The 26,658-nt window shown below is 64.8% G+C and carries 24 protein-coding genes; 9 read left to right on the top strand and 15 right to left on the bottom strand.

The features are described from left to right. Positions 1-75: 75 nt before the first annotated feature. The 5 genes from tmk to ctaD all read right to left on the bottom strand — a co-directional run bounded on the left by tmk (position 76) and on the right by ctaD (position 5,582). Positions 76-729 carry a dTMP kinase gene (gene tmk, locus ACQY4S_RS00580; protein ID WP_428483224.1) on the bottom strand — a complete coding sequence of 218 codons (654 nt, stop codon included), beginning with the start codon at positions 727-729 and terminating at the stop codon, positions 76-78. Between the two features lie 26 nt (positions 730-755). Beyond that, positions 756-1,988: a D-alanyl-D-alanine carboxypeptidase family protein gene (locus ACQY4S_RS00575; RefSeq protein ID WP_428483223.1), complete on the bottom strand. Its 1,233-nt coding sequence runs from the start codon at positions 1,986-1,988 to the stop codon at positions 756-758. A 17-nt stretch (positions 1,989-2,005) separates the two neighbouring features. Continuing rightward, positions 2,006-2,890 (bottom strand): RlpA-like double-psi beta-barrel domain-containing protein, encoded by an 885-nt coding sequence (locus tag ACQY4S_RS00570; RefSeq protein ID WP_428483222.1) that lies wholly within the window; start codon positions 2,888-2,890, stop codon positions 2,006-2,008. 73 nt (positions 2,891-2,963) lie between these two features. Continuing rightward, a complete protein-coding gene (locus ACQY4S_RS00565; RefSeq protein WP_428483221.1) occupies positions 2,964-3,947 on the bottom strand; it encodes a lytic murein transglycosylase in 984 nt (327 codons plus the stop codon). 42 nt (positions 3,948-3,989) lie between these two features. After that, complete coding sequence (ctaD, locus tag ACQY4S_RS00560) at positions 3,990-5,582, bottom strand: cytochrome c oxidase subunit I (protein ID WP_428483220.1); 1,593 nt, start codon at positions 5,580-5,582, stop codon at positions 3,990-3,992. A gap of 196 nt (positions 5,583-5,778) precedes the next feature. Between ctaD and ACQY4S_RS00555 the strand changes: the two genes are divergently transcribed. Beyond that, entirely contained in the window at positions 5,779-7,080 is a 1,302-nt protein-coding gene (locus tag ACQY4S_RS00555; protein ID WP_428483219.1) for an MFS transporter, read from the top strand. A 42-nt stretch (positions 7,081-7,122) separates the two neighbouring features. Here ACQY4S_RS00555 and ACQY4S_RS00550 read toward each other — a convergent pair whose 3' ends face one another. Genes ACQY4S_RS00550 through ACQY4S_RS00535 form a run of 4 tightly spaced genes read right to left on the bottom strand, consistent with a single transcriptional unit; the run spans position 7,123 to position 11,186 of the window. Further along, positions 7,123-7,965 (bottom strand): carbohydrate ABC transporter permease, encoded by an 843-nt coding sequence (locus tag ACQY4S_RS00550; RefSeq protein WP_428483218.1) that lies wholly within the window; start codon positions 7,963-7,965, stop codon positions 7,123-7,125. A gap of 1 nt (position 7,966) precedes the next feature. Beyond that, positions 7,967-8,881 (bottom strand): carbohydrate ABC transporter permease, encoded by a 915-nt coding sequence (locus ACQY4S_RS00545; RefSeq protein ID WP_428483217.1) that lies wholly within the window; start codon positions 8,879-8,881, stop codon positions 7,967-7,969. An 8-nt stretch (positions 8,882-8,889) separates the two neighbouring features. Then, on the bottom strand, positions 8,890-10,197 hold the full coding sequence (locus tag ACQY4S_RS00540; RefSeq protein ID WP_428483216.1) for an extracellular solute-binding protein: 1,308 nt from the start codon (positions 10,195-10,197) through the stop codon (positions 8,890-8,892). Between the two features lie 32 nt (positions 10,198-10,229). Then, complete coding sequence (locus tag ACQY4S_RS00535) at positions 10,230-11,186, bottom strand: nucleoside hydrolase (RefSeq protein WP_428483215.1); 957 nt, start codon at positions 11,184-11,186, stop codon at positions 10,230-10,232. A gap of 506 nt (positions 11,187-11,692) precedes the next feature. Between ACQY4S_RS00535 and ACQY4S_RS00530 the strand changes: the two genes are divergently transcribed. Next, positions 11,693-13,291: a GMC family oxidoreductase gene (locus tag ACQY4S_RS00530; protein WP_428483214.1), complete on the top strand. Its 1,599-nt coding sequence runs from the start codon at positions 11,693-11,695 to the stop codon at positions 13,289-13,291. 7 nt (positions 13,292-13,298) lie between these two features. After that, positions 13,299-13,751 (top strand): hypothetical protein, encoded by a 453-nt coding sequence (locus ACQY4S_RS00525; protein ID WP_428483213.1) that lies wholly within the window; start codon positions 13,299-13,301, stop codon positions 13,749-13,751. Between the two features lie 186 nt (positions 13,752-13,937). Here the strand turns inward: ACQY4S_RS00525 and ACQY4S_RS00520 are convergent, their stop codons facing one another. After that, complete coding sequence (locus ACQY4S_RS00520; protein ID WP_428483212.1) at positions 13,938-14,822, bottom strand: TauD/TfdA dioxygenase family protein; 885 nt, start codon at positions 14,820-14,822, stop codon at positions 13,938-13,940. Positions 14,823-15,229: 407 nt separating this feature from the next. Here ACQY4S_RS00520 and ACQY4S_RS00515 point away from each other — a divergent pair, with 407 nt between their 5' ends. The 6 genes from ACQY4S_RS00515 (at position 15,230) to ACQY4S_RS00490 (ending at position 21,234) form a co-directional block, all read left to right on the top strand. Then, positions 15,230-16,258 carry an ABC transporter substrate-binding protein gene (locus ACQY4S_RS00515; RefSeq protein WP_428483211.1) on the top strand — a complete coding sequence of 343 codons (1,029 nt, stop codon included), beginning with the start codon at positions 15,230-15,232 and terminating at the stop codon, positions 16,256-16,258. Next, positions 16,259-17,044 carry an ABC transporter ATP-binding protein gene (locus ACQY4S_RS00510; protein ID WP_428483210.1) on the top strand — a complete coding sequence of 262 codons (786 nt, stop codon included), beginning with the start codon at positions 16,259-16,261 and terminating at the stop codon, positions 17,042-17,044. It begins immediately after the preceding gene. After that, positions 17,044-17,904 (top strand): ABC transporter permease, encoded by an 861-nt coding sequence (locus ACQY4S_RS00505; protein ID WP_428483209.1) that lies wholly within the window; start codon positions 17,044-17,046, stop codon positions 17,902-17,904. The genes ACQY4S_RS00510 and ACQY4S_RS00505 overlap by 1 nt, the downstream gene beginning before the upstream one ends. An 11-nt stretch (positions 17,905-17,915) precedes the next feature. Further along, a complete protein-coding gene (locus ACQY4S_RS00500) occupies positions 17,916-19,265 on the top strand; it encodes an FAD-dependent oxidoreductase (protein ID WP_428483208.1) in 1,350 nt (449 codons plus the stop codon). A gap of 171 nt (positions 19,266-19,436) precedes the next feature. After that, complete coding sequence (locus ACQY4S_RS00495) at positions 19,437-20,873, top strand: amidohydrolase family protein (RefSeq protein ID WP_428483207.1); 1,437 nt, start codon at positions 19,437-19,439, stop codon at positions 20,871-20,873. A gap of 91 nt (positions 20,874-20,964) precedes the next feature. Beyond that, entirely contained in the window at positions 20,965-21,234 is a 270-nt protein-coding gene (locus ACQY4S_RS00490) for a hypothetical protein (protein WP_428483206.1), read from the top strand. On the opposite strand, the gene ACQY4S_RS00485 is transcribed toward ACQY4S_RS00490, so the two are convergent. The 5 genes from ACQY4S_RS00485 to ACQY4S_RS00465 form a co-directional block, all read right to left on the bottom strand. Next, a complete protein-coding gene (locus ACQY4S_RS00485) occupies positions 21,218-22,081 on the bottom strand; it encodes a D-ribose ABC transporter substrate-binding protein (protein ID WP_428483205.1) in 864 nt (287 codons plus the stop codon). The two genes, ACQY4S_RS00490 and ACQY4S_RS00485, sit on opposite strands and share 17 nt — an antisense overlap. A gap of 171 nt (positions 22,082-22,252) precedes the next feature. Further along, complete coding sequence (locus tag ACQY4S_RS00480) at positions 22,253-23,275, bottom strand: ABC transporter permease (protein ID WP_428483204.1); 1,023 nt, start codon at positions 23,273-23,275, stop codon at positions 22,253-22,255. Positions 23,276-23,369: 94 nt separating this feature from the next. After that, entirely contained in the window at positions 23,370-24,926 is a 1,557-nt protein-coding gene (locus tag ACQY4S_RS00475) for a sugar ABC transporter ATP-binding protein (RefSeq protein ID WP_428483203.1), read from the bottom strand. Then, entirely contained in the window at positions 24,923-25,495 is a 573-nt protein-coding gene (locus ACQY4S_RS00470) for a DUF2291 family protein (RefSeq protein ID WP_428483202.1), read from the bottom strand. Before ACQY4S_RS00470 ends, ACQY4S_RS00475 begins: the two co-directional genes overlap by 4 nt. Before the next feature lie 97 nt (positions 25,496-25,592). Continuing rightward, the gene (locus ACQY4S_RS00465) at positions 25,593-26,606 is read right to left on the bottom strand and encodes an alcohol dehydrogenase catalytic domain-containing protein (RefSeq protein ID WP_428483201.1); all 1,014 of its coding nucleotides are present in this window, start codon (positions 26,604-26,606) and stop codon (positions 25,593-25,595) included. Between the last annotated feature and the right edge of the window lie 52 nt (positions 26,607-26,658).

Genomic DNA, 26,658 nt, shown 5'->3' with positions numbered 1-26,658 from the left:
GGACATCAGGCAATGGTGAGGTTGGAAGCCAGCTAAACTGCATTGGCAACCCGCCAAAACCTCTGTGCCGGCGTACTAGCCGGCGATTCGCGGCGAACCTTGGGCAGGTCTGAACCACCTCCACACCACGGTCATCAGAGCTGTATGAACCGTCGCCACGTCGCCCGAGGCGTCCAGCAGGACACAGCGCGCCGGTTCGGCCGTTGCGATGGCGCGGAAGCCCTCCCGCACCCGGGCGTGGAACGCTTCATCCAGCCGCTCATACCGATCGGCGGGATTGCCGCGCCGGCGCATCCGCTCCGCCGCGACGGTTTCGGAAACGTCGAGCACGATTGTCAGGTCCGGTGCCAATCCCAGCAGCCGGGTCAGCCCAGTGATGAAGCCTCGGTCGGCGCCCTGGCCGTAGCCCTGGTAGGCCATCGTGGAATCGAAGAACCGGTCGCAGATCACCCAGGTATCGGCATCCAGCGCTGGTCGGATCGTTTTCGCCACATGCTCTACTCGCGCGGCGAAATGCAGCAGGGTCTCGGCCGGCGCCGCCCAGTCCACACCGCCATCCAGCAGGATGCCACGCAGCAGTTCCGCACCAGGAGAGCCACCGGGTTCGCGCGTGCGCAGCACCGGCAAGTCCCGCTCGATCAGTGCCTGGGTCAACAGCGCCGACTGTGTCGTCTTGCCAGCACCTTCCCCTCCTTCCAGCGTGATGAAGCGTCCGGTGGAACCCGCCATGGAACCCCTGGCCGAACCTGTTAGGCTCACGTTCCGGTCACATACTTCGACAGCACCGCCATGGCACGTCCCGGCAAGCCCAGCCGCCCGACATCCTCGGCGGCGAGCAGCGGCACGTCCATCTGGGGGACGCCTTCTCCCGTCACCGTCAGCTTGCCGACCGTGGCGCCCTTTGTCACGGGGGCGCGCAGCGGGGCGTCATAGCTGACCTTGATCGAGGCCTTCTGCCGCCAGTTGCGCGGCATCGTCACGATCAGGTCGCGACCGGCCACCAGCGGCACCGTCCGCTCGGTGCCCAGCCACACCGGCACGCTGTCCACCACATCGCCGGCGGTGAACAGGGTGACGTCCTCGAAGTTGAAGAACAGCCAGTCCATCAACCGTTCCGACTCCTCGGCGCGTTCATGCATGGAGTTCATGCCGTTCAGCACCAGGATCACGCGGCGGTCGTTGCGCCTGGAGCTGACCACCAGGCCGTAGCCACCGGCCTCGGTGTGTCCGGTCTTCAAGCCGTCCGCCGTGCCACGCTGCACCATCGGATTGCGGTTGCCTTGGTCGATGCCGTTGTAGCGGAATGATTTTTCCGCGTCGTAGTGGTAATATTCCGGGAAGTCGTGAATGATCCGGCCGGCCAGGACGGCGATGTCCCGGGCGCTCATGTGCTGGTCTGGGTCGGGCCAGCCGGTGCAGTTCTTGAAATAGGAATGGGTCAGGCCAAGTTCAGCCGCCTTCTTGTTCATCAGGTCGACGAAGCCTTCCTCGGAACCGCCGAGTGCCTCGGCCAATACGATCGCCGCGTCGTTGCCGGACTGCACGATCACGCCGCGGATCAGGTCCTCCACCTTCACCGAGCCGCCGATCGGCACGAACATCTTTGACCCCTGCATCCGCCAGGCCTTTTCGGTGACCGGCAGTTCATCGTCCAGCTTCAGGCGGCCCTGCTTCAGGCGTTCGTACACCAGATATACCGTCATCAGCTTGGTCATCGAGGACGGCGGCATCTCCTCGTCCGCCTGCTTTTCCAGCAAGGTGGCGCCGGTTGTGAAATCCATTCCATAGGCCCAGCGGGCGGTGGTATCGACCGGGCCGAGCGGGGTATCCGCCGGGGAGCCGGTTGGTGCCGGCTCCTTGAACTTCCTGCTTCCGGCACCCGAATGCGCCCCCGCCGACGGATGTCTTTGCGCGAACGCCGGCATGGCGCCGGTGGGAAGCAACGTGGTCAACACGGACGCCAGCAAGCCACTACGACGGGTCAGCATCGCGACGGAACCTTCTGTTAATCGATGACGATGCGGGCATCAGGTATCCCGTATTCAAGCGCCTGGAGCAAGACAGCATCGGCGCGGGCGACATCCTGGAGCGGTCCGATCTGCACGCGGAACTGGCGGGTCCGCCCTTCCTGGAAAGCAACGATCCGGGCGCCGGCGCCGCTCATTTTCGCCTGCTGCACGGCTGCATTATGTAACGCGTCGAAGGTATCCAGCCGCACCATCAGGCGGTTCGGCTGGGGGATTGTCCGCACCACGGCCTCCGGCAGGCGCAGCGGTGGTGTAACGATCGTTTCGTCTATCGGCTTGATGACGGCAGCGTCCGCCAGCGGGCGTCCCCTGCCCTGGCGCACACCGGATGGCGGCGCAAGCTGCACGACCTCCACCGGCCCGCGCGGCGCCGGGCTGATCGCCAGTTTTGGCGCGCCCGGCACAGCCTCCACCGCTGCTCGGCTTTCCACCGGCAGGACCTGAAGCCGGACGCGGCCGATGCCGGTTTGCGACATCCCGAGCAACGTCGCGGTACGACGGGTAACCTGCACCAGCCGCCGCGGATCCGGATTGCCACGGTCGTTCAGCCGGACCATCACCTGCAGACCGTTTTCCAGGTTGGTAAGCCGCGCGATGGCGGGAAGCTGGAGCGTGGGATGCGCGGCGGCCAGCGCGGTCTGATCAAATACCTCCCCGTCCGTGGTCAGCGGCGGGTGCGCCCCTGTCAGGACAGCGGCCAAGCCAGTTTCATCCAGATCGTCGGAGTCGCGTGGATAGAACCAGACGCCGCCGGACTGGTAGGGCGGGCCGAGCACGTAATGCGGATCGGGTTTTGGCGGCTGGGTGCAGGCGTGGAGCAGCAGGGCAGCAAGGGTGACCGGAAGGAAAAACCGCCTAGTCATCGCGGGCGGGCGGCGCGGCGCCTGATCCTTGGGCCGTGGCTGGACGATCCCGTCCGCATGCCGCGAAACCGCATCACGCCAGCACCTGGTCGCCGATCAGGCCGACCGCGATCGCGTAGAAATCCGACGGGTTGTATCGCCGGATCGCAGTGAAATTGCCGAAGACGGCAAAGGTCTCACCGCCCGTCCCGTCCGGCGCCACGATCCCGGCCGGCGTATCGGGCGAGGCCGCCCAGCTTCCGCCGATTGGACGCACGCCAGCGCGCGCCCATTCGCTCAGCGGGCGCCTGGCATCGCGCCCGTCCGCCGCGAAACCCGACGGAACCGAGACCGTCTGTCCCCAGGTCTGCCCGTCTTGCCAGCCGGACTGCGCCAGGTAGTTGGCGATGGAGCCCAGCACATCCGCATTGCTGGTCCAGATGTCGCGGCGCCCGTGGCCGTCGAAATCGATGGCGTAGCGCAGGTAGCTGGTTGGCATGAACTGCGGCTGCCCCATGGCGCCGGCGTAGGAGCCGGTCATGCCGGCGGGTGCGATGTCGCCGTGATCCAGGATCTTCAGCGCGGCCAGCAGTTCGCCGCGAAAGAAGGCCGCACGACGGCCTTCCCAGGCCAGGGTGGCAAGAGCTTCCACCACCGGAAAGTCGCCGGTGCCGGTGCCGAAGCTGGACTCCAACCCCCAGATGCCGGCGATGACCCCAGGCGCGACGCCGAAGCGCTCCTGGACCCGACGAAACAAGGCACGGTTCGCCGCCACCGCCTGACGGCCATCGACGATGCGCTTGTCGGTGATCACCAGTGTTCGATAGCGCGCCCAGGTCATGCTGAATTCAGGCTGGTGGCGGTCGCGCTCCAGCACCTTCTGGTTCGGCGTAACGCCGGCAAAGGCCCGATCCAGCGTCGCGGAGGCGATGCCAGCCCGCTTCGCCTGCGTGCGGACTTCAGTCAGGAAGTCGTGGAAACTGTTGCCCGCCGGGGCGGCCTGCGCCGGCTGCACGCGGGCGTATGCTGCAAGGACCGCGGGAACAGCGCAAGCCAGCAATGTGCGGCGGGTCGACATGGCGGTTTCTTGCCATATCGACTCGTCCACGGGCAATCGGATTCAGCGAATGCGCGGAAGTTCCAGGTAGGTATGGTGCGCGGGCGGCGAGGTCTGGGTCCATTCCAGGGTCGTGGCACCCTCTCCCCAATAGTTGTCGGCGACATGCGCCTGTGAGGTGAACGTCCTGAACAGGACATAGACGAACACCAACATTGACACGCCGCTGAGGTAGGCACCGAGCGATGAGATCAGGTTCCAGCCGGCGAAGGCGTCCGGATAGTCCGGATAGCGGCGCGGCATGCCGGACAGGCCGAGGAAGTGCTGCGGAAAGAAGGTCAGGTTGACGCCGGCGAAGAACAGCCAGAAATGCACCTTGCCCCAGAACTCCGGATATTGGTGGCCGGACATCTTGCCGATCCAGTAGTAGAAGCCGGCGAAGATGCCGAACACGGCGCCCAGCGACAGCACGTAATGGAAGTGCGCCACGACGTAATAGGTGTTGTGCACGATCTCGTCGATGCCGGCATTGGCCAGCACCACGCCGGTGACGCCGCCGATGGTGAAGACGAAGATGAACCCGATCGCCCACAGCATCGGCGTCTTGAACTCGATCGAGCCGCCCCACATCGTGGCGATCCAGGAGAAGATCTTGATGCCGGTCGGCACCGCGATCACCAAGGTCGCAGCCATGAAGTAGGCGCGTGTGTCCACGTCGATGCCGGAGATGAACATGTGGTGCGCCCACACGACGAAGCCGACCACTCCGATGGCGATCATCGCGTAGACCATGCCGAGGTAGCCGAAGATCGGCTTGTGGCTGAAGGTCGAAACCACGTGGCTGACGATCCCGAAGGCCGGCAGGATCATGATGTAGACCTCGGGGTGGCCGAAGAACCAGAACAGGTGCTGGAACAGTACCGGATCGCCGCCGCCGGTCGGGTCAAAGAAGGCGGTGCCGAAATTGCGGTCGCAGATCAGCATGGTGATGGCGCCGGCCAGCACGGGGACCGCCAGCAGCAGCAGGAACGCGGTGACCAGCTCCGCCCAAATGAACAGCGGCATCTTGTGCAGGGTCATGCCGGGGGCGCGCATGTTGAAAATGGTGACGATGAAGTTCATCGATCCGAGCAGCGACGAGATGCCCGCCAGATGCAGCGCGAACAGCGTGCAATCCATGCCGATGCCGCTTTCGTAGGTGGACAGCGACAGCGGCGGATACAGCGTCCAGCCGGTGCCGGACTCGCCCAGGTACAGGCCGGTCATGATCAGCACGAACGCCGGCGGCAGCAGCCAGAAGCTGATATTGTTCAGCCGCGGGAACGCCATGTCGGGCGCGCCAATCATCAGCGGGATGAACCAGTTGCCGAAGCCGCCGATCAGCGCCGGCATGACCGTGAAGAAGATCATGATCAGGCCGTGCGAGGTGATGATCGTGTTCCACTCCTGCCCAGTGGAGACGATGGTGCCGTGCGGGTGTTGCAACTGCGCCCGCATAATCATCGACAGCGCACCGCCGACCGTCCCGGCCAGCCCGGCGAACAGCAGATACAGCGTGCCGATGTCCTTGTGGTTGGTGCTGAACAGCCAGCGCGCCACAAATCCGGGGGTGTGGCCGTGGTGGTCATGTTCGTGGTCGTGTGTAGTGACTGACACGCGTCGTTCTCCGGCTTGGCGCAGATCCCGCTTGGGTTACTCGGAGTGGCATTAAGGCGAACATCCGCCGTCAGCAAGTCCCGATCAAGGATTGCCTCGATGATTCATCATGCAATGCGGCGTTGACCGGCGTCCGGCGCGTCCGGCAGGCTGTGTTCAGGCCGAGCGATCACAGCCGGCAGCAAGGGAGGGTAACATGGCCGAACCCGGCGCGCTGGAGGCCGCGACACTGCGGCGGGTAAGCCTCCGTCTGCTGCCGTTCCTGATGCTGGCTTATCTGATCTGCTACATCGACCGCACCAATGCCGGTTTCGCGGCGCTGCAGATGAACAAGGACATCGGCCTCAGCGGCACCGTGTTCGGCCTGGGCGGCGGTATCTTCTTTGTCGGCTACTTCCTGTTCGAGGTGCCAAGCAACCTGGCGCTGGAGAAGTACGGCGCGCGGACGTGGATCTGCCGGATCATGATAAGCTGGGGCCTGGTGTCCGCCGGCATGGCGGCCGTCGCCGGTCCCGCGTCCTTTGTCATCGTCCGCTTTATCCTGGGGGCGGCGGAGGCCGGCTTCTTTCCGGGTGTGATCCTGTATCTGACCTACTGGTTCCCGGCGGCGCAGCGGGCGCGGATCGTCGGCATCTTCATGGTCGCCATCCCCGTCGCCGGCTTCATCGGCTCCCCCATTTCCGCGACCCTGCTCGGCTTCGACGGATTGCTCGGCCTGCGCGGCTGGCAATGGGTGTTCATCCTGGAGGCCGTGCCCGCAATACTGCTGGGCTTCGTCTGCCTGATCTGGCTGACCGACAGGCCCGAGCACGCGAACTGGTTGACCGCGGAACAGCGGGCCTGGCTGACCGAGCGGCTGGACAGCGAACGGCGGCAGGCGAGGCGTGTCGCCCAGGGGTCGGCCTGGCGGGTGGTGCGCAACCCGACCGTGCTGGCGCTGGCGATTGTCTACGCCGGCGGCGCGACGGCCAGCTCGGGCCTGGCGTTGTGGCAGCCGCAATTCATCAAGTCCTTCGGGCTGAGCAATTCGCAGGTGGGCTGGTTGAACGCCCTGCCCTACGTGTTCTCGGCCGCGGCGATGATTTGGTGGGGTCAGCGGTCGGACCGCAAGAACGAGCGGCTGTGGCACACCGCGATACCGTTGGGGCTGAGTGGCGTGGCGTTGGCGCTGTGTGTGCCGTTCACCGGGTTGATGCCGACAATCGGGTTGCTGTGCGTGTGCGTGGTCTGCACGTCAATTACGCGAGGGCCATTCTGGGCGTTGACCTCGGACTACCTGGCCGCTCCGAGCGCAGCCGCGGGTATTGCGATGGTCAATGCGATGGGGACGGGATGCGGGTTCATCTGCAACACGCTGATGGGCTGGATCTTTGATGCGACGCACAGCTATCCGCTGGCGATGCTGCCGATCGTGGCGTTCGCGTTGCTGGGAACCGCTATGCTGTTGATGCTGGGAAAGCCGGAACAGGTTGTGGTGGCGGGGGAAGCAGTGCCGTGACGATCAGGGCTCACGACGACGAAGGCTGCGGGGGGGCTGAAGCTAACCTTTTATCCCCGTTACGGCGATCCCGCGGACGAAGAAGCGTTGCAGGAACAGGAACAGCAGAATCAGTGGCAGCGTCGCGATCATCGCGCCGGCGAATGTCTCGCCCCAGTTCGGCAGTTGCCCAGGCGCCACGGATTGTGCGATGGCGAGTTGTATCACCTGGTTCTCCGGCGATTGCAGGATCACCAGCGGCCACAGGAAGCTGTTCCAGGAGAACAGGAACGTCACCAGGGCGAGGGTCGCCAACGCGGTGCGCACGTTGGGCAGGATGATGCTCCAGAAGATGCGGAAGTGGCCGGCGCCGTCTATGGTCGCGGCGTCGTCGAGTTCGCGCGGCAGTTCCTCGAACGCCTGGCGCAGCAGGAACAGGCCGAACGGACTGGCGATCCACGGAATGAACGCGGCGATCAAGGTGTCCTGCAGGCCGATATCGGCGACCACCTGATAGAGTGGCACTATCAGCGATTCGATAGGTAGCAGGAATGTCATCAGGATCAGCACGAACACGATGTTGCTGCCGCGGAAGCGGATGCGCGTCAGCCCGTAGGCGGCCAGCGTGCACAGGATCAGCGTGCCAACCACCTGACAGGCGGAGATGACGGCGGAATTCAGCAAGGCACGCCCGACGCCGCGCTGGGTGAACAGGTGGATGACGTTGTCCAGGGTCGGGTTGGTCGGGACGAAGCTGCGCCAGCTTACCGGATTAAGGTCGCGGAAGATGGTTGCCTGCGGCTTGAACGAGGAGGCGACGATCCAGGCATAGGGCAACAGGAACACCACGACGATGATCGCCAGGATGGCGGCGGCGGCCGCACCGCGCAGCATGGCGCGTGGCACGCTAGTAGTTCCACTTCGTGCGCAGCAGGCCCATCTGCACCAGGCTGATCCCAAGCACGATGAACATGAACACCGTGGAGATCGCCGATGCCATGCCGGGCTGCTGCAAGCTGAAGGCGGTCTGGTAGATGTTGTAGACGACGAAGTTGGTGGTGCCTTCAGGCCCGCCGCCGGTCATGATCAGCGGCGGTGCGAAGGATTGCAGCGCGAACACCGTCATGATCACCACCACGAACAGCGTGGTGCGCCCCAGCAGCGGCAGGACCACGTGGCGCAGGCGCTGCAATCCGGAGGCGCCGTCGACCCGCGCGGCGTCCTCCAGTTCGGCGGGAATGCCCTGCAAGCCCGACAGGAACAGGATTGTTGCAAAGCCAAGCTGCTGCCAGACGGTGACCAGCACGACAGAGGGCAGTGCCTGCGCCTTGCTGGTCAGGAACGCCAGCCGCGGCAGATCCAGCCCCGCCAGCGCGCCGTTGATCAGCCCGTTGGCCGGATCGAGCAGGAAGGTCCACATGGTGGCGATGACCACCGCCGAGGTCACCACGGGCAGGAACACCACGGTGCGCACCACCGCGCGCATCGGCAGCCTGCCGTTCAGGTAGACCGCCAGCAGGAAGGACAGCGGGATCACCACGACGATGGTGCCGGCGGCAAATCCGAACGTCACGCTGAAGGACCGCAGCGTGTCTGGATCGGTGAACAGCTCGACATAGTTTTCCAGCCCGACGAAAAGTCGCTCGTCCGGGTTGAGAAGCTGGTAGCTGTACAGGCTGTCGCGCATCATTCTGGCCACTGGCAGATACTGGAACACCGCCAGCAGCAACAGGAACGGGCCGATGAAGGCGGCAATGGTGGCGCCGTGCCGCAGGCGCCGCCGTGCGTGGGAGGCGCGCGGCCGGCGGCGGGCGCCGGTCACCGGGCGGGTCAGCGGCTCAGGATCGGCTGCAAGGTGCGCGCCGCCGCATCAAGCCGGGTTTTCGGATCGGCGCCGTAGGCGATGTCGCGCAGCGCGTCGGACACGATCTTGTCGTATTGCGCGAAGTGCGGCGAAGGCGGCCGTGGCTGGCCCCACTGCACCAGCTCCTGATAGAAGATGGACAGCGGGTATTCGTTCAATTCCGGCATCTTGTCGCGCACCGATTTCAGCACCGGCAGGATGCGGGCACGGTGGGCGTATTCCACGGCCGGCAAACCTGTGCTGACGTCGATCACGAACTTCGCGGCCTGCGCCGGGTACTTCGTCTTGCGGCTGACGCCGAGGGTGACGCTGCCGGTGTGCACGATCGGCGTCTTGATGTAGGGCAGCGGCGTCACGCCCCATTTGAAGCCAGGATCATTCTTGATCAGCCCGGCCATGAAATACGAGGTGTCGAGTGTGAAGCACGCCTTGCCGTCCTGGAACGCGGTTGGGATGCCGGCCTTTGGCGTCACCTTGGCGACGTTGAACAGGTCGCGGTAGAAGGTGGCGCCGGCAACGGCTTGTGGCGTGTTCAGCCACCCCTCCGCGGTCTTGCCGTCCGGCGAAATGGCGAAATAGGTCTTGTAGGCGCTGCTGTCCTTTGGCGCCTTGGGATCGCCGGCGCTGCGCTCGAACAGCAGGTCGCGATACACGAAGCCAGGTTGGCCGGTGCCGAAGTGGCTGGGTGCCAGGCCCCAGACGGCGACGTCGTCGCCCCTCCCCTGCTGGCACTTCTGCATTGCCTCCAGCGCCTGCGCCCAGGTCCAGCCGGAGTTCAGATCAGTCGGCGGATGGATATCGAGCTTGTCGAGCAGCGTTGCATTGTAAAACATCGCCAGGGTGGTCTGCTGCGTGCCCGGCGAATAGAGTTTGCCGAGGTAGCTGTGCTCGGTCAGCGACGCCCGCGTGACATCGTCCTTGAACCCGGCGGGCAGGTAGGCATCCAGCGGCAGCAGCATTCCGGCGGCGGCGTAGCTGGCGGTGTTCGGCCCGTCATAGCCGAAGATGTCGGGCGGATTGCCCGATGCGGCGAGCACGCTGATCTTGTCGGCGAGCTGACCGAATGGCACCTCGTTTACCTCGATCGTCACGCAGGGATTGGCGGCTTCCCAGGTGCCGACCACATCCGGCTGTGGTGGATTGTTGATGGAACGCAGCAGGCGCAGGGTCAGCACGCCTTGCGGACACGCTGGTGTGGGAGACCCGCGCTCGCCTGCCAATGCGCCTCCGGCAGCGAGCGTCAGCAGGCTGGCGAGCAGCAGGATGGATTTCATGTTGCGCGCATCCTTGCGGCTGGGGAGCGGGATCAGGCAGCGACGCGGGCGAAGGTCTCACGCAGGATAGCAACGAATTTGCGGCGGTCGGCATGGAACGCGAAATGGCAGTTGGGTGCCTGCTCGCCACGGGCATTGGTGTCCACGACAGTCCGGCCGACGGTCAGCGCGCCCTGGGTTTCCACTGCCACGTGCAGGTGGGTCGTGGTGATGACCGTCGGGTCCACCAGATAGGCCACGCAGAGCGCATCGTGCACCGGGGCGGCGTTGCGCTCCGCCATTGGTTGGTTCGAATCATAGGCCCTGATGCGGCGGCCAATGAAGCGCGCCGCGGCGATGCCGGCGGGCGTGCCCAGCGCCGCCATATCGTCACATGCCTGCATCGACACCAGCGCCTGGTGCGTGGCGTCCAGCGGCACCATTACCAGCTTGCGGAAGCCGGCGGCGAGCACCGATGCGGCCGCGTCGGCGTCGGCCCAGATGTTGAACTCCGCGGCCGGTGTCACGTTGCCGTGGTGGTGCGCGCCGCCCATGATGACGATCTCCGGCACACGCTCGACGAATTTCGGGTCCAGCGCGATGGCCGCGGCAATGTTGGTCAGCGGGCCGGTCGGCACCAGGGTGATCGCCTCGGTGGCGGCACGGTAGGTCTCGATCAGGAAGTCAACCGCGCGCTGATGCTGCCTGGTGCTGGTGGCGGCCGGGATGTCCAGGGTCTGGCCGTGCACGCCGGTGGATTTCTTGCTGGCGCGGGGGATCGGGAAATCCGGCCGCACCAGCGGACGGGCGATGCCCTCGAACACCGGAATGTCGGAGCGGCCGATAAAATCCAGTGTGCGCAGGCTGTTGTCGGTGCAGTAGCGCACCTCGACATTGCCGTTCACCGTGGTCACGCCGATCAGGTCCAGTTCCGGATGCAAGGCGGCGAGCATGATCGCCACCGCGTCATCGGTTCCGGTGTCGACATCGAGAATAAGCTTGCGGGACATGAGAGATGGGTCTCCGACTTCAGGACGTCCAGGCCGCAGGTATTCGCTGCGGCGCAACAATAGACGTCAGGCGACCGTGGGCAAGTCGGCTGCCGGGATGCAACACCGGGCAATCGGGTGAAGTAGATCGAAGATACGGGATGGCGCATCCGCCACTGTGTCATCACCGGGCTTGGCCCGGTGACCCACGACCTTGGCTTGGTGTGGCACCGCAAGTCGTGGATAGCCGAGCCAAGCCAGGGCCATGACACAAGGCAGCGCGGCCAGGACGCCCGTCGGGTGCCCGTGGCGCGGAACTTTTCGCGTCATCCGGTTCACCCGATTGCCTTGGGCTGCAATACCAATGCAGTGGACATTGATGTGCTGATATGGCGGTATTCATGGCAACCACCTTCGGCTTGCCGGCCCGACCGATATCGCGCAGGGTGTGTGGCACATTTAAAGATAGTGCGGGCCGCCTGGCCGGCTTGCGGTGGCGATGCCCCTAGTGCGCCCAGGAGTTCACCATGCTGGAACCGGTTGATGTCGTGATCATAGGCGCCGGCGCCTCGGGCGGTGCCGTGGCCTGGAGCCTGGCCGAGACAAGAATGCGGATCGTGTGCCTGGAGCAAGGCGATTGGGTGAAACCCACCGACTACCCCAGCAATGGCCGGGACTCGGAGGCGCGGCAAATGGGATCGTTCAGCCCCAGCCCCAACCGCCGCGCCGGGGTGATGGATTATCCCATCAACGAGGACAACTCGCCGATCAAGGTTGTCAACTTCAATGGCGTCGGCGGCGGAACGATCTTGTATGCCGGGCATTTCCCGCGGTTTCATCCATCGGACTTCCGGGTACGCTCGCTGGACGGGGTGGCTGACGACTGGCCGATCGATTACCGCACGCTGGAGCCCTATTACGCGGAAAATGACCGCATGACAGGGGTATCCGGCCTGGCGGGCGATCCGGCCTATCCGCCCAAGCAGCCGATGATGTCGCCGCTGCCGCTGGGCAAGTCGGGCGCGACCTTGGCAGGCGGGCTGAACAAGCTTGGCTGGCACTGGTGGCCATCGGACAGCGCGATCGCCTCCTCGGACTACGAGGGGCGCGCCGGGTGCATCAACCTTGGCAACTGCGTCGGCGGCTGCGCGCAGGGGGCGAAAGCCAGCACGGATATCACCTATTGGCCGCACGCGATCCGCGCCGGGGTCGAATTGCGGACGCGGTGCCGGGTGAGGGAAATCACCACCAACGAGAAGCGCATGGCGTCCGGCGTGGTCTACTACGACGCGGACGGGGTCGAGCAATTCCAGCCGGCGGAGGTCGTGATCATGGCCTGCAACGGGATCGGCACGCCGCGGATCCTGCTGAACTCGGCCTCGTCGCGATTTCCGAACGGACTGGCAAACTCCAGCGGCCTGGTCGGCAGGAACCTGATGTTCCATCCCTATGCCCAGATCTACGGCTATTTCGACAAGGCGCAGGATGGCTATCGCGGTCCGGGAAATTGCATCTGGAGCCAGGAGTTTTACGAAACCGACCCGTCACGGGATTTCCTGCGCGGCTATACCTTCGAATTCAATCGCGGCCAGGGTCCAGTGCGAACGGCGATCGCCGGAATGGCGACGGGGCGCGTGCCGTGGGGCGAGGGGCATCACGACGCCTATCGCAAGTTGTTCTGCCATCGCACTGGAATGATGGCGATCTGCGAGGATCTGCCGGAGGCGCATAATACCGTCACGCTCGATCCGGTGCTGAAGGACAGCAGCGGCATCCCCGCGCCCAGGATCGATTACACCTTCAGCCGGAACAGCCGCCGCATGCTGGATCATGCGGTGGCGCGAGGAACCGAGATCCTGCTGGCGGCGGGGGCGCACGATGTGGGGGTCGAATTGCCGGTGACCAACGGCGGCTGGCACCTGATGGGAACGGCCCGTATGGGCACGGATGCGGAGCGTTCCGTGGTCAACGAATGGGGCCGCAGCCACGACGTGAAGAACCTGTTCGTGGTCGATGGCAGTGTTTTCGTAACCTCCGCGGGCGTGAACCCGACCTGCACGATCCAGGCGCTGGCGTTGTACATCGCGGACAGCATCAAGCAGCGCCTGGCAACACTGTTCGATTGAGGCAGCCATGCGAAACCAGGACCCGCCCCTGACGGCGAACGAGACACGGTCGCTGCGGTGCGTCGCGGGAATGATGATCCCCGCGAGCGCCGCGCATGGCGTACCAGGCGCGGACGATGACACGATCTTCACCGATATCCTGGGCAGTATCGGGCTGGATGCGGCGCTGGTGAAACAGGCGCTGCAGCGACTGGATGCGTTGGCTGGCGGCGTCTTCTGCAACCTTGACCCGGTTCGGCGCGAAGCCGCCGCGGCGGCGTTGCGGGAAGCCGGCGGCGCACCGCTGACGGCGCTGACCGGGGTCATCGTGCAATGCTATTACCGCGACGAGCGGGTCATGCGGTCACTCGGCATGGAGGTCAGGCCGCCGTTTCCGAAGGGGTTCGAGGTGGAACAGGGCGATTGGTCGCTGCTCGATCCGGTACGTCGGCGGGCGGCGTTCTATCGCTCTACGTGCTGAACGGCCTGGTCCGTGACGTGGGGCGATTTCCGATCAGGTCGCCTGACCTTCACCCCGTCAGGTTCGGTTCGTCCACACGATCCTTGGACCGCCGGCGGATGGCCGGGACAACCGTTCCTAACGGGCTCGGTCACCCGGCCATGACGCATTAGATGGCTTGAGGCTGCCGTCGGCGTAGGTCCGCCGTCACGCGGCTTGTTCAATGGTCGCAACGTCGCCACCCAGCGTGGTGCGCCGCACGTCACGGACCTCGTTGCGATCGAACCGCCGAGCGCGGTGCATCGTGGTGCGGTTGTCCCATATGACGAGGTCATTCACCCGCCAGGCATGCGCATGGACAAAGCGCTGCTGCGTCGCGAACTCCGTCAGGTCGCGCAAGAACATGCGGGCCTCCGGGATGGTCCAACCCAGGATGGTGCCGGCATGCGAGGACAGGAACAATGACTTCCGTCCCGTCACCGGATGGGTGCGCACCAGCCGCTGGCGGACCGGACGGAACGCGGTCCGCTCTTCTGGCGTCAGGTCGGTGAAGCCGATCGCTTCGCGTGAAAACCTTAACGAGTGCTCACAGACCAGATCCTCGACCTCTCGCCGCGTGCGGTCGTCCAATGCGTCATAGGCGGCACGCATATCGGCGAATTCCGTGTTGGCGCCCCAGGAGGGGAGGACGCGTCCGGACAGCAGCGAATACTTCGCCGGTATCGGACGAAACGAACTGTCGGAGTGCCAGAGCCGATCGCCGAGCTTGAAGAACCACACGCGATCCTGGTCCGACATGATGTTGCCCGACTTGTCGAGGTTGGAAAAATCCGCAAGTTCGGGAGCGAGCCGTGAGTCTTCTTTCTTGCGGATATGGCCGCCGGTTTGGTAGCCCTCGAGTTCCCCGAAGTGCCGGGTGAAGTCGATCTGCTGCTGGTCGGTGAGCGGCTGGTCCGGGAATATCAGCACCGCGTGGTGGTCCATACCTGCCTCAATCGCCGCGACATCTCCGGACGACAGCGGCTTGCTGCAATCGATACCGGTGACTTCGCCGACGAAGACCGGATGAATTTGGCGAATTGATACCGTCACGTTACACACTCCCCTGTTTTCACTGGCTCGGAAGCCCCAACAAAGGCAGAATCGTCACATGCTGGCAAGCGGCTTGGATAGCTCCGCCGCGTGTTGGGGCGGCACCGGTTGGCGGCGATATCGGTCGTTCGGTCATGAGTTGCGGTGGCGCGGCGGATGCGCCTGCCACGTCGCCTGAAATTCTGTAGTTGAGGCAAGCGGATACCGAGAAGCTGGCTTGGCAGATGGCGCTTTCGCTGTAGGCGAACGCGGCGAAGCTTCATGGCCGCCAGCCGGTCATGCGGCAAGATTACGGTGATGCCTTCCGCTTGAGTGCCGCCGAAAGGGCATCGCCGAGGCCGCAAGAAGGCGCTATCTGACATAAGCAGCGTTCTGTCACCCTGAAACACTTGGGAGCAGGTCTTTCCATGGCGTCTTTCTCGATCTCACGACAAGACATCTCCCGCCGATCCGTGCTTGTAGCGGGTGCCACGAGCGCGTTGATCAGCATTGACCCCAGGCAGGCCTGCGCCGCGCAGCCGCTGGAGATGCAGCTCGGATGGCTTGGCGGCGGCAACCAGTTGGGCGAGGTAGCAGCCCTGCGGCTTGGCTATTTCGCCGAAGAGGGTCTCGATCTGAAAATCTTGCCGGGCGGTCCGAACAATGACGGTGTGGCAGCGGTGGCGTCGGGGCACAGCGCGGTTGGACAGGTTTCCTCCAGCCCGTCGCTGATGCTTGCGGTGTCGCAGGATTTGCCGGTCCGGTGTTTCGCGGTATCGGCGCAGAAGCACCCCTATGCGTTCTTTTCCTTGGCGAAGAATCCGGTGCATACGCCGGCTGACCTGAAGGGCAAGAAGGTGGGTATCCAGGCAACAGGGGTCGTCCTGCTGCGCGCCCTGCTGGCGAAGAATGGAATGGATCTGAAGGATGTAAAAGTTGTCACGATCGGCTCGGACATGATGCCGATCATGACCGGCCAAGTGGATGTGGTGACCGGGTGGCTGACCAATACCACGGCGTTGAAGGTTCTGGGACCGGATCGGGTGACGTTGCGACTGTGGGACGCCGGGGTGCAACTTTATGCCGACCCATATTACGCGACGCCTGACACAATCGCCAATCAGGGCGACGTGCTAGCCCGCTTCCTGCGTGCCAGTGCCCGCGGATGGGGTTTCGCGCATACCAATCGCGACAAGGCGGTCGAGCTGCTGGTGAAACAATATCCCAACCTGGTTCCCGCCGACGAACGGGCCGCGGCGGACGTGATGCTGGACTACTGTTTCGACGAGCACACCAGAGCCGGCGGCTACGGCACGATGGATCCGGCGGTATGGCACGATCAGATCGCGCTTTACGCGAGCCTGAACCAGTTCACCAAGCGCACTCCGAAGCTGGATGAGGTCATGACGCTGGACATCCTGAAGGCCACCGCCGCGGCCCGGCCCAGGATCGGCTGAATGCAGCCGGCGGCGACCCTGACGGCGCCCGCCATCGAACTGAACGGCGTGTCCGTGCGGTTCATGAGCGAGCGGCGCGAAGTGACCGCGCTGGAGGACATCAGCTTCAGTCTAGACACAGGTACGTTCCTCACGCTGCTCGGCCCGTCTGGCTGCGGCAAATCCACGCTGCTGCGCGTTGTCGCGGACATCATCGCACCGACCAGCGGCCGCGTGCGCGTGCTGGGCCAGGCGCCGCGGGACGCACGCCGCAGGCGTGAGATCGGCTTCGTCTTTCAGGACTCGACCCTGCTGCCCTGGCGCAGCGCGATCGACAACGTCCGCCTGCCGCTGCAGGTGGGCGGCGGCAGTCCGATGCGCGGCAGCCGTGGTGCCGAGGAATTGCTGGCGCTGGTCGGGCTGGCCGGCTGGGAAAAGGCGCTGCCGCGCGAACTGTCCGGCGGCATGCGGCAGCGGGTGTCAATCGCCCGCGCCTTGCTGGGCGACCCGAAAATCCTGCTGATGGACGAGCCATTTGGCGCGCTGGACGAGATCACCCGCGACCGCCTGAATGACGAACTGCTGCATATCTGGCGGGAAACCGGCACGACGATCCTGTTCGTGACCCACAGCATCCATGAGGCGGCGTATCTCGGCCAACAGGTGCTGATGCTCGCCGCCGCACCCGGCCGGGTGCGGCGGATGGTGACGATCGATTTGCCAGAGCCGCGCCATCTGGCGATCCGCGACACCGCCGAGTTCGGCGCGCTAGCCGGCCGCCTGCGCGCCGTGCTGGAGACCTGCTGATGGCATCGGATGTCGGCATCGATCATCCGACGGTCAGCCTGCCCGCGCGCACCCTGGACGACGCTGATCGTGCCCGCGCGGCGTGGTTGGCTGCGCAGCGCTGGGCACGCTGGAAGCGCCGGCTGCTGCCGCTGGCGGGCGCTGCGTCATTGCTGTTCGCCTGGTGGGCGCTGGTGGCGTTCTTCCAGGTCAAGCCATTCATCGCGCCGGCGCCTCAGGTGGTCGCCGTCACGCTGTGGCAGAAATCCGACATGCTGCTAACCAATCTCTGGCCGACCGCGATCGAGGCGATCAGCGGCTTCCTGCTCGGCAATGTCGTCGCCATCGCCATCGCCACGCTGTTCGTGCATCGCAAGGCGATCGAGATAGCGTTCTTCCCGATCGTGGTGCTGATCAACTCCATTCCAGTGGTGGCCAAGGCGCCGATCCTGGTGCTGCTGCTGGGCAACGGCATGGCGCCGAAGATCACCATCGCCGCGATTGTCTGCTTCTTTCCCACGCTGGTGAACATGGTGCGCGGCCTGGAGGCGGTCAGCCCGGAGGCGCTGGAGCTGATGCACGTGCTGTCAGCCCGCAAGTGGGAGGTCTTCACCCGGCTGCGCCTGCCGACCTCGATTCCGTACCTGTTCTCGGCGCTGAAGATCGCCGCCAGCACGGCGGTCGTGGGGGCGATTGTTGGCGAGTGGATCGGCTCCCAGGTGGGGATCGGCGCGCTGATCATCCAGGCGACCTACAACTTCGACAGCGCCCTGCTCTATGCCACCGTGATCTGCGGTTCGGCCTTCTCGGTCGCCTTCTTTCTGTTCATCCGCATGCTCGAGCGCATCTGCGTGCGCTGGGCGCCGCACGCCCAAGGCTGAGGACACACGTCATGTTGCACAGCACCTATACCGAGCCGGAACGCACCCTGCGTGTTGCCGCCCGTGCCGATGTCGTGGTGGTTGGCGGCGGACCGGCCGGGTTCAGCGCCGCCGTTGCCGCGGCGCGACAGGGCGCCTCGGTGTGCCTGGTGGAGCGCTATCCGTATCTGGGCGGCCTTGCGTCCGGCGGCATGGTGCTGGTGCTGGACGACATGTGCGCGGGTGCGGAGATCACCGTGCGCGGCCTCTGCGGTGAACTGGTGGACCGGATGAAGGCACACGGCCTGGCGGTCTACCCGCCGGAACACGAGCGCGGCCACGATCCGGCGATGTTCCGCAAATGGTCCAGATGGGGGCTGTTTGATTTCAATACCCGCACCCGTCCGCATCCGATCTGCTGCGCGGTGGCCTTTGATCCGGATGGCTGGAAGCGTGCCAGCGACGACATGGTGCGGGAGGCCGGCATCGAGCTTCGCCTGCATTCCTTGTTCGCCGGCAGCATCGTGCGCGACGGCCGCGTCGCCGGCGTGGTGGTCGAAAGCAAGGCGGGGCGACAGGCGATCATCGGGGAGGTGGTCATTGACGCGACGGGCGATTTGGATGTCGCCGCCTCCGCCGGCGCGAGATTTTCCGAGGGCGCCTACATGGTCACCACCGTGTTCCGGCTGGGTGGGGTCGATACCGATGAGGCCGAGCGGTTCCAGTTCGAGGAGCCGGAGCGGTATGCCGTGCTGGATCTGGAGGCCCGGCGGGTGATCGGCGGCTCATGGGATTACTGGTGGCTGAAGACGCCGCTGCCCGGCATCGTCTGGTGCAACTGCCCGCACATGACGGGGCTAGACGGCATGAAGGTGGAAGACCTGACGCGGGCGGAGTTTGAAGGCCGCAAGCGTATTCATGCGATGGTTGACCATGTGCGCGCCAAGCTGCCGGGGTTCGCCAACTGCTACGTGGTCGATGTGGCGCCGCAGACCGGCGTGCGGCAGACGCGGATGCTGCAAGGCGAATATGTGGTGACGAAGGACGATGTGACCCAGCGCGTCCATTTCCCCGACAGCATCGCGCGCGGGCGGGACTACTACACACCCTACCGCGCCCTGCTGCCGCGCGGCATCGAGCAGATCCTGGTGGCGGGCCGGCACTACTCCGCCACGCCGCAGGCACAGAAGATATCCCGTGAAATTCCACCGTGCATGGCGATGGGCGAGGCCGCCGGCGTCGCCGCGGCGATGGCGCTGTCCGCCGGCACCACGGTCCGCGCGATCGATGTCGCCGGGCTGCAGCGCCGGCTGCGGGTGCAGGGCGCCGATCCCGGTGACCAGCCCTCGGCAAGCGCCTGCCGTGAGCAGCAGTTGGCATGAATCCAGCGGCATCCCATGGCCAGGGCAGCAGTCACCCCGTTGCTCGCCTGAGTTGGATTGGAAGCGGGCGGGCGGGCGCTTCATGAAAACCGCCTACCAATCTGGCTTATGCGGTAGCGGACTGAAGGCATGCATGCCGTCAGAACCCCTGGCGAACCCGGCTAAGCCGCGATGACCCCGATCCTGATCGACGACGCCATGATCTGCACCGATGCCGCGGCGCGTACCGGCAGCGTGCTGGTCGAGAGCGGTCGGATCGAGGCGGTGGCCTTCATGCCCGAGGAGCGGACCGCACTGCGCGCCCGCGCTGGTGAGGTGGTGAACGGCACCGGGCACTGGCTAATGCCCGGCATGGTTGATGCTCATGCGCACGCCTACGGCACATTGTTGCGCGGCACCGAGAACTCGCTGCCATTGGAGCTCTGGGCGCTGCACACCACGCTGTACGGCCGCGCATTTGACGCGCCGGCCCTGCGCGCCGCCACGTTGCTGGGCGCCGCCGAACGTATTCGCGCGGGCATCACCAGCATGGTCGACCACGCGGTGATGATGCCTTTGGCCGAGGCCTCGCTGGCGGCGCATGAATCTTCCGGCCTGCGCGTCGCCTATGCGCCGTTCCTGCATGACGTGTCCGACTACGATCTGCTCGATCTTTCCCTGCCGGACGTACTGCGGCCGCTGGTTGGCGGTCCGCCGCCGCTGGATGCCGTGACCTATACAGGCAGATTTGCCGCCATCGTGCAGGCGGCCCGGGCCGGTTCGGGCCGAGTCAGCATCCAGCTCGGACCCAACGCGCCGCAACGCTGCTCGCCAGCGGCCTGGGTGCTTTGGCGCACGCTGCGGGATCGGCATGGCGTCGCGGTGCACACGCATCTGCTTGAAACCCGAGCACAGGCCTCGCTGAATGCGCGATGGCCTGGCGGATTGGTGGCGGAGATGGAGCGTCAGGGCCTGCTGGACGGCAGCCTTACATGCGCCCACGGCGTCTGGCTCAGTGAGGCGGAGATGGAAACCCTCGCCCGCCACGATGTGACGGTCAGCCATAACCCGGCCAGCAACCTAATGTTGGGCAGCGGTGTCATGCGCTTCCGTGCCTGCGCCGCCTGCGGCCTGCGGCTGGCGCTGGGCAACGATTCCGCCAATACCGCCGGACGCGCCGACCATTTCGCCGGAATGCGCCTGGCGATGAGCTTACCGCGACAAGACGGCGGGGACTTCGCACTCTGGCCGAAGGCGTCCGAGATTTTCTCCGCCGCTACCGAGGCCGGGGCGGCTGCTCTGGATTTGAAAGGTCAGCTTGGCCGGGTTGCTCCGGGGCAAATCGCCGATCTCGTGCTGGTGCGCGCCAAGGATGCGGGAACACTCGCCGCACGTCCGACGCTCGACGTGATGGTGCAGCATGCCGGCGTCGAACATGTCGACAATGTTATGGTCGACGGTCAATGGGTGATGCGCGATGGTCGCATCCTGGCTTTCGATGAGGCCGCGATGCTTGTTGACGCACAAGAGCAGTCCGTTGCTTTGCAACAACGTGTTGCTATGAACCTGCCGGTGTTGCTTGCGGCAATGCCCGGAATGGCAACACGATTTCGGCAAAGCTGCACGTGATGTGAATTGAGAGTCCTGTTGGTCCTACTCATGGGCTGACAGGCTGACCGCCTGGGCAACGGCCTCAACCATCATGGCGGAGGAAGGGCCGTTGCCCAAGGCTTTTCATGTGCATGGGAAAAGCTTGGATGCCGACCTGCGTCGGCATGATGAGGTGGCGCCACCAAGAGTTCATTTCTTTATCATATCTAGATTCTGCTTCAACAAGTTTCTTTTGATGGGCAGGAGAAACAACTCAAATGCGCCAGCCTTCCAACCAGAAGGGATAGAGATCCTCAGGCTGGGCGTCGCCGGCCCGTCGGTAAAAAGTCAGCGGGCAGCCCGTCATGGCCACCCGCCTGCCGTCACTTCCTCAGCGTGAACGGCCCGACGAAGCGTCCCGTGTTGGCCTTGGTGATGAGAATGCAGTTAAAGAGCTGCTTTTCAGTCGCCGCTCCGGTCTTGCCGGTCTTGACGAACGAGTCCGCCTCTTCCACTGCCTTGGCGGTGAAGGTGGCGACTGGCTGAAGGACGGTATAGGCCATCTCCCCCGACTTTACCGCCGCCACCGCGTCCGGAGACCCGTCGAAGCCACCGACCTTGATGCTCGACAGTTTTCCCGCCTCCTTCAGCGCCGCGATCGCGCCAAGTGCCATCTCATCATTGCCGCTGATTACGCCAATAATGTTTGGGTTGGCCTGCAGCAGGTTCTGCATCTTGTCATGGCCCTGGGTCCGGTCCCAATTGGCGACCTGCGAGCCGACCTTCCTGAGGCCGGGATACTGGCTGAGCACGGTGTTGTATCCATTGGATCGGGTGGCGGCATTGTTGTCGGAGGGCGAGCCTAGCAGCTCGACATAGTTGCCCTTCTGCCCGACATCCTTCACCCACTGCTGGGCACCGAGGGCTGCGCCTTGCGCGTTGTTGGACACGAGCTGCGCTTTCGCCAGGCCTTCCTGGTTGATCTCGGCGTTGACGAGGATGACGGGGATTTTGGCGGCGATCGCCTTTTTCACCGCGCCCACGGAACCGCTGGCGTTCGCCGGATCGAGGATGATCGCGACCGAGCGATTGGTGATGGCCGTGTCAATCAGGTTGCTTTCGGTGTTGGTGTCGCCCTTGGTCGCGCCGACATTGGCCGTGTAGCCGAGCTTTTCCGCCTCCGTCTTGGCTACGTTGCCTTCGGTTTGCCAGTATGGGTTAGAAGGATCATTGACGATGATCGTCATCAGGCCGCCGGCGGCCGTTGCGGGTGCCGTGCTGTAGCCCAGTGCCGGCACGGCCAGCGCAATGGCGGCGATTGTGGACAACAGTGTTCTGCGTGACATGGTTTCTCCCTTCGATAAGTGTTGTTTTCGGAGTCTTCGGGGCCGCTCCGAAGTTGGTTTGGTCTGTCGCTCCTAGCCCGCCTTCGCGAGCGTCGGATGACCCGGCGTGGGCGTCGCGGGTTTTGGGCTGCGGCGACGGTACTGCACGGCGTTGAGAAGCACCGCCAGCACGATCACGGCGCCAGTGAACACCGTTTGCCAGTAGGAAGAGATGCCAATGATCACGAGTCCGTCGGACAGGAAGCCGATGACAAACGCGCCGAGCATGGTGCCGCGCACGGTGCCGCGGCCGCCGGTGAGTGCCGCGCCGCCGATAACTACCGCGGCGATGGCCGTCAGTTCGTAGCTCACGCCCGCGGTCGGCCCGGCGGAGGTGAGCTGCGACGACAGGATGAGGCCCGCAATGGCGGCGCAGACTCCGGACAGGACATAGACAGTAATCTGCACCGGCTTGACCGGAACGCCGGACAGTTCCGCCGCGCGCTCGTTCCCGCCGGACGCGTAAAGCCAGCGGCCGAACGCGGTGCGGGTCAGCACCAGGTTGCCGATGAGCGCGACCACGACCAGCACGACCACGCCGATCGGGACGTCAAGCAGGCGGTTGAAGCCGAGCCAGTTGAAGCCGGTGTTGCCCAAAGCGGTGCGGCCACCGAGGTTGTTGTAGGTCAGGCCGTTGGTGATGAGCAGCGCCACGCCGCGGGCGACATACATCACGCCGAGGGTGGCGACGAAGGCGGGGACCTTGAAGCGCGCGACGAGCACGCCGTTGACCAGGCCGACGAAGCCGCCGAGGGCGCAGGTGAGGATCACGACCACCCAGACCGGCGGATAGAACGTGTAGCCGAGCGTCGGGATCGACACGCCCTGCATCAGGAAGCCGGCGATCACGCCGCACAGGCCGAGCGTGGAACCGACCGACAGGTCGATGCCGCCGTTCAGGATGACCAGCAGCATGCCAATGGCGAGGATGCCAAAGATGGCGACGTGGGAGGCCATCGTCAGGAAGTTGGCGAGCGAGAAATAGTAAGGCGACAGCAGCGAGAAAACGATGATGATCGCGATTAGCGCGAAGAAGGCACGGCCTTCCAGCAGCACCCTGGCGATGTCGAATTCGCCGGTGAACGAGCCCAGCGGGGAACGTTTTGCAGACAGGGTTGTTTCGGTCATCGTCAGGTGTTCCGCTGTTGGTTCAACTGACCACGGCTTCGCCGGAGGCGGCCATGATGTCTTCCTTGGTCGCACCGGGTCCGAACTCGGTCGAGATTCTGCCCTTGCTCATGACGACGATCCGGTGCGCGATGCTGAGGCATTCCTGAACCTCCGACGTCGAGTAGATGACCGCGAGACCCTGGGCCGCGCGATCGGCGAGCAGGCGGAACACCTCGGCCTTGGCGCCGATGTCGATGCCGCGGCTGGGCTCGTCGAGCAGAATCGCCTTCGGGTGCGTCGCCAGCATCTTGCCGATGACGACCTTCTGCTGGTTGCCGCCGGACAGCGAGCCGATAGGCGCGGCGCCGCCCGCGGTCTTGATGGTCACATTACGGATGGACGCGTCGACGAGCGCACGCTCGGCGGGTCGTGAAGTCAGCATGCGCTTGACGAACGCGCTGATGCTGGCGAGCGAGAGGTTCTCGCCCACGGACATCGTCTGCACCAAGCCGTCACGCTGTCGGTCCTCGGGCACGAGCACCAGGCCACGGGCGATGCGCCCGGCAATATTGAGACCCGCGACGGGTTTCCCTTGGAGCAGCACTCGGCCGGCCACCATGGACACGCGCCCGGCGATAGCCTCCAGCAGCTCGGTCCGGCCGGCGCCCATCAGGCCGTAGATGCACACGATTTCGCCTGCTCGAACGTCCAACGACAGGTGGTCGACGACAAGGCCGCCCGACCGCGTGGTGTCGGCAACGCAAATATCACTGGCCGACAGCACCACATCGCCAAACGCGTAGCCGACGGGCGGGGAGCCGCGGTCGTAGTGGCTGCCCACCATGTGTTGGACGATCCATTGCAGGTCGATGTCCTTGGCCTCGGCCGTCGCCGTAATCGCGCCGTCACGCAGCACCACCGCATAATCGGTGATCTGGAGCGCCTCTTCGAGGTGGTGGGAAATATAGACGATCGAGACGCCGCGGCTCGTGAGGTCCCGGATGACCTTGAACAGCACCTCGACCTCGGCCGCGCTCAGCGCGGAGGTCGGTTCGTCCATGATCAGGATGCGCGCGTCGACCGACAGGGCGCGGGCGATCTCGACGATTTGCTGCTGGCCAAGGCGCAGCTCCTCGACCGGGGTCAGCGGATCGATCTCCTCCTCGAGATCTTCCATCAGGATCTTGGTCTGGCGAGCTTCCTCGTTGAAATCGATGCCGGACGGGCGGCGCAGCTCTCGGCCGAGAAAGATGTTGTCGCGCACGCTCAGGTTGGGTGCGAGACTCAGCTCCTGGTGAATGATGGAGATGCCGTTGTCTCGTGCCTCGACAGTGGACGCGAAGCTGACCCTGCGGCCATCGAGCTCGATCTCGCCCGCCGTCGGTGTCACCACGCCGGACAGGATCTTCATCAGCGTTGACTTGCCGGCGCCGTTCTCGCCGAACAGCGTGGTCACCTTGCCGCGGTGAATGTCAAAATTCACGCCGCGCAGCGCGTGGGTGTTGCCGTACGTCTTGGTCACGTTGCGCGCGGACAGCAATGCTTCGCCTATGGCGGGAGCAGGCTGGGACGCCGCGGCCGCCTGGGCCACACTCATTGCACGGTCAGCTTCACGGGAGTGATGACCCATTCGGCCGGGTCGGACGGCTCGAAGGCGCCGATCACGGAGAGGGTCTTGCCGGTCAAATCGGAGACGTCGATCTTGGACAGCACCACTTTCTTCATCTCGTTGTTCAGTGCGGAGCCGGCGTTCTGGTAGTCGATCTGGTTGTTGAAGTCCCCGAACTTGATGAGGCCGGTCGCGTCGCGCAGGTCGGTGCCGTTGATGGCGGGACCGGTCTGCACGCTGAGGTGGATGTTATCCGGCATTCCAGGGACCGCAACGTCGTAGACGCCAGAGTCCGCTTTGCCGACCTTGCCCGTGAACTTGACCGAAAACTCCGGGCCGGCCGGCGTGGGCACGCCATACTTCGCCTCGGCCGCCGTCTGATCCTTGGCCAAGGCCGCCGCCAGCATCGTGGCCTCGACCGCGCGGCCCTCGATCGCGGACTGCACCTTTGGGAACTGGGCAGGGCCATATTTTGCGGCGGAGAATTCCCCGGCCGGCACATCCTCGGCGGACCCCATCTTCACGGCCTTGGTGTCGAGGGCCATCGCGGCGAGCAAGACCAGGATCGCGCCCGAGCCGACAGCGAGTCTCGCGTCCAGTTTGCCCCGCCTGGTCATTGTCATTCCTCCGCTCCTCGGATGCCGCCACCGGTTCTTATTCTGGAACCAGCACGACCTTGATGGAGCCGTCGCCCTTCTTCATCTTGTCGAAACCGGTTTTCCATTCCGACAACGGCAAGATATCCGTCACCACGCCTTCGGTCGGCAAGCGTCCGTCGTTGATGGCGGCGATGGTGAGCGGGTAGCAGTACGGGCCGAGATGCGCGCCGTACAGGTCGAGTTGCTTGCGGTCACTGATGATGCTCCAGTCGGCGGTGACTTCCTCGCCAAACACGCTGAACTCGACGAAGCGGCCAAGCTTGCGGATCATGTTGAGGCCTTGGGCCACGCTGGACGGGTGACCGGTCGCCTCGATGTAGACATCGCAGCCGTAGCCATCCGTCATGTCCTTGACCGCCTGAACCACGTTCTCCTTGAGCGGGTTCATGATCACGTCGGCGCCGAAGCGCTTGGCCAACTCGAGCCGGTCGGGCTTGGTGTCAAGCACAACCAGCTTGGACGGGTTCTTCAGCCGGGCCGCGCCCACCATGCCAAGGCCCAACGGCCCGGCGCCGGCGATCACGGCCACATCGTCCAGCCCGATCAGGCCGCGGTTCACGGCGTGGACAGAACATGCGTAAGGCTCGACCAGGACCGCGCGCTCCATCCGCAGGTCGGACGGGATCTTGTAGGTGCGTGACTCCTTCGGGAAGCGCATGTATTTGGCCATGCCGCCGTTGACGTTGTTCTGGAAGCCGTAAACGTCATGCCGCTCGCACATCCAGTATTCACCGCGTTTGCAGTAGCGGCAGTGCTCGCACGGCACGATTTGCTCGGAGATCAGCCGGTCGCCGATCTTGTACTGCCCCGAGCGCGCGACGTTCTCGCCGATCTCGACGGCGTGGCCGATGAACTCGTGGCCGGGGATCATGGGCGCCTTGACGTAACGAGGCTGGCCCTTGTCGTCGCCCCAGAAGGACGGTGCGCCCTGAAAGGTCTTGATGTCGCTGGCGCAGATTCCACAGGCTTCCACGGCGATGATGATGTCGTCCGGCCCGGCGCGCGGCACGTCAACGGTTTCCAGCCGGTAGTCGCCTGGTGCATAGGCGACAACGGCCGTC

Origin of the sequence: Rhodopila sp. (assembly GCF_965276935.1) — a bacterium.
Taxonomy (GTDB): Bacteria; Pseudomonadota; Alphaproteobacteria; order Acetobacterales; family Acetobacteraceae; genus Rhodopila.
Note: the sequence above shows the minus strand (reverse complement) of the source record. Positions and strands in the feature narration are given on the sequence as shown.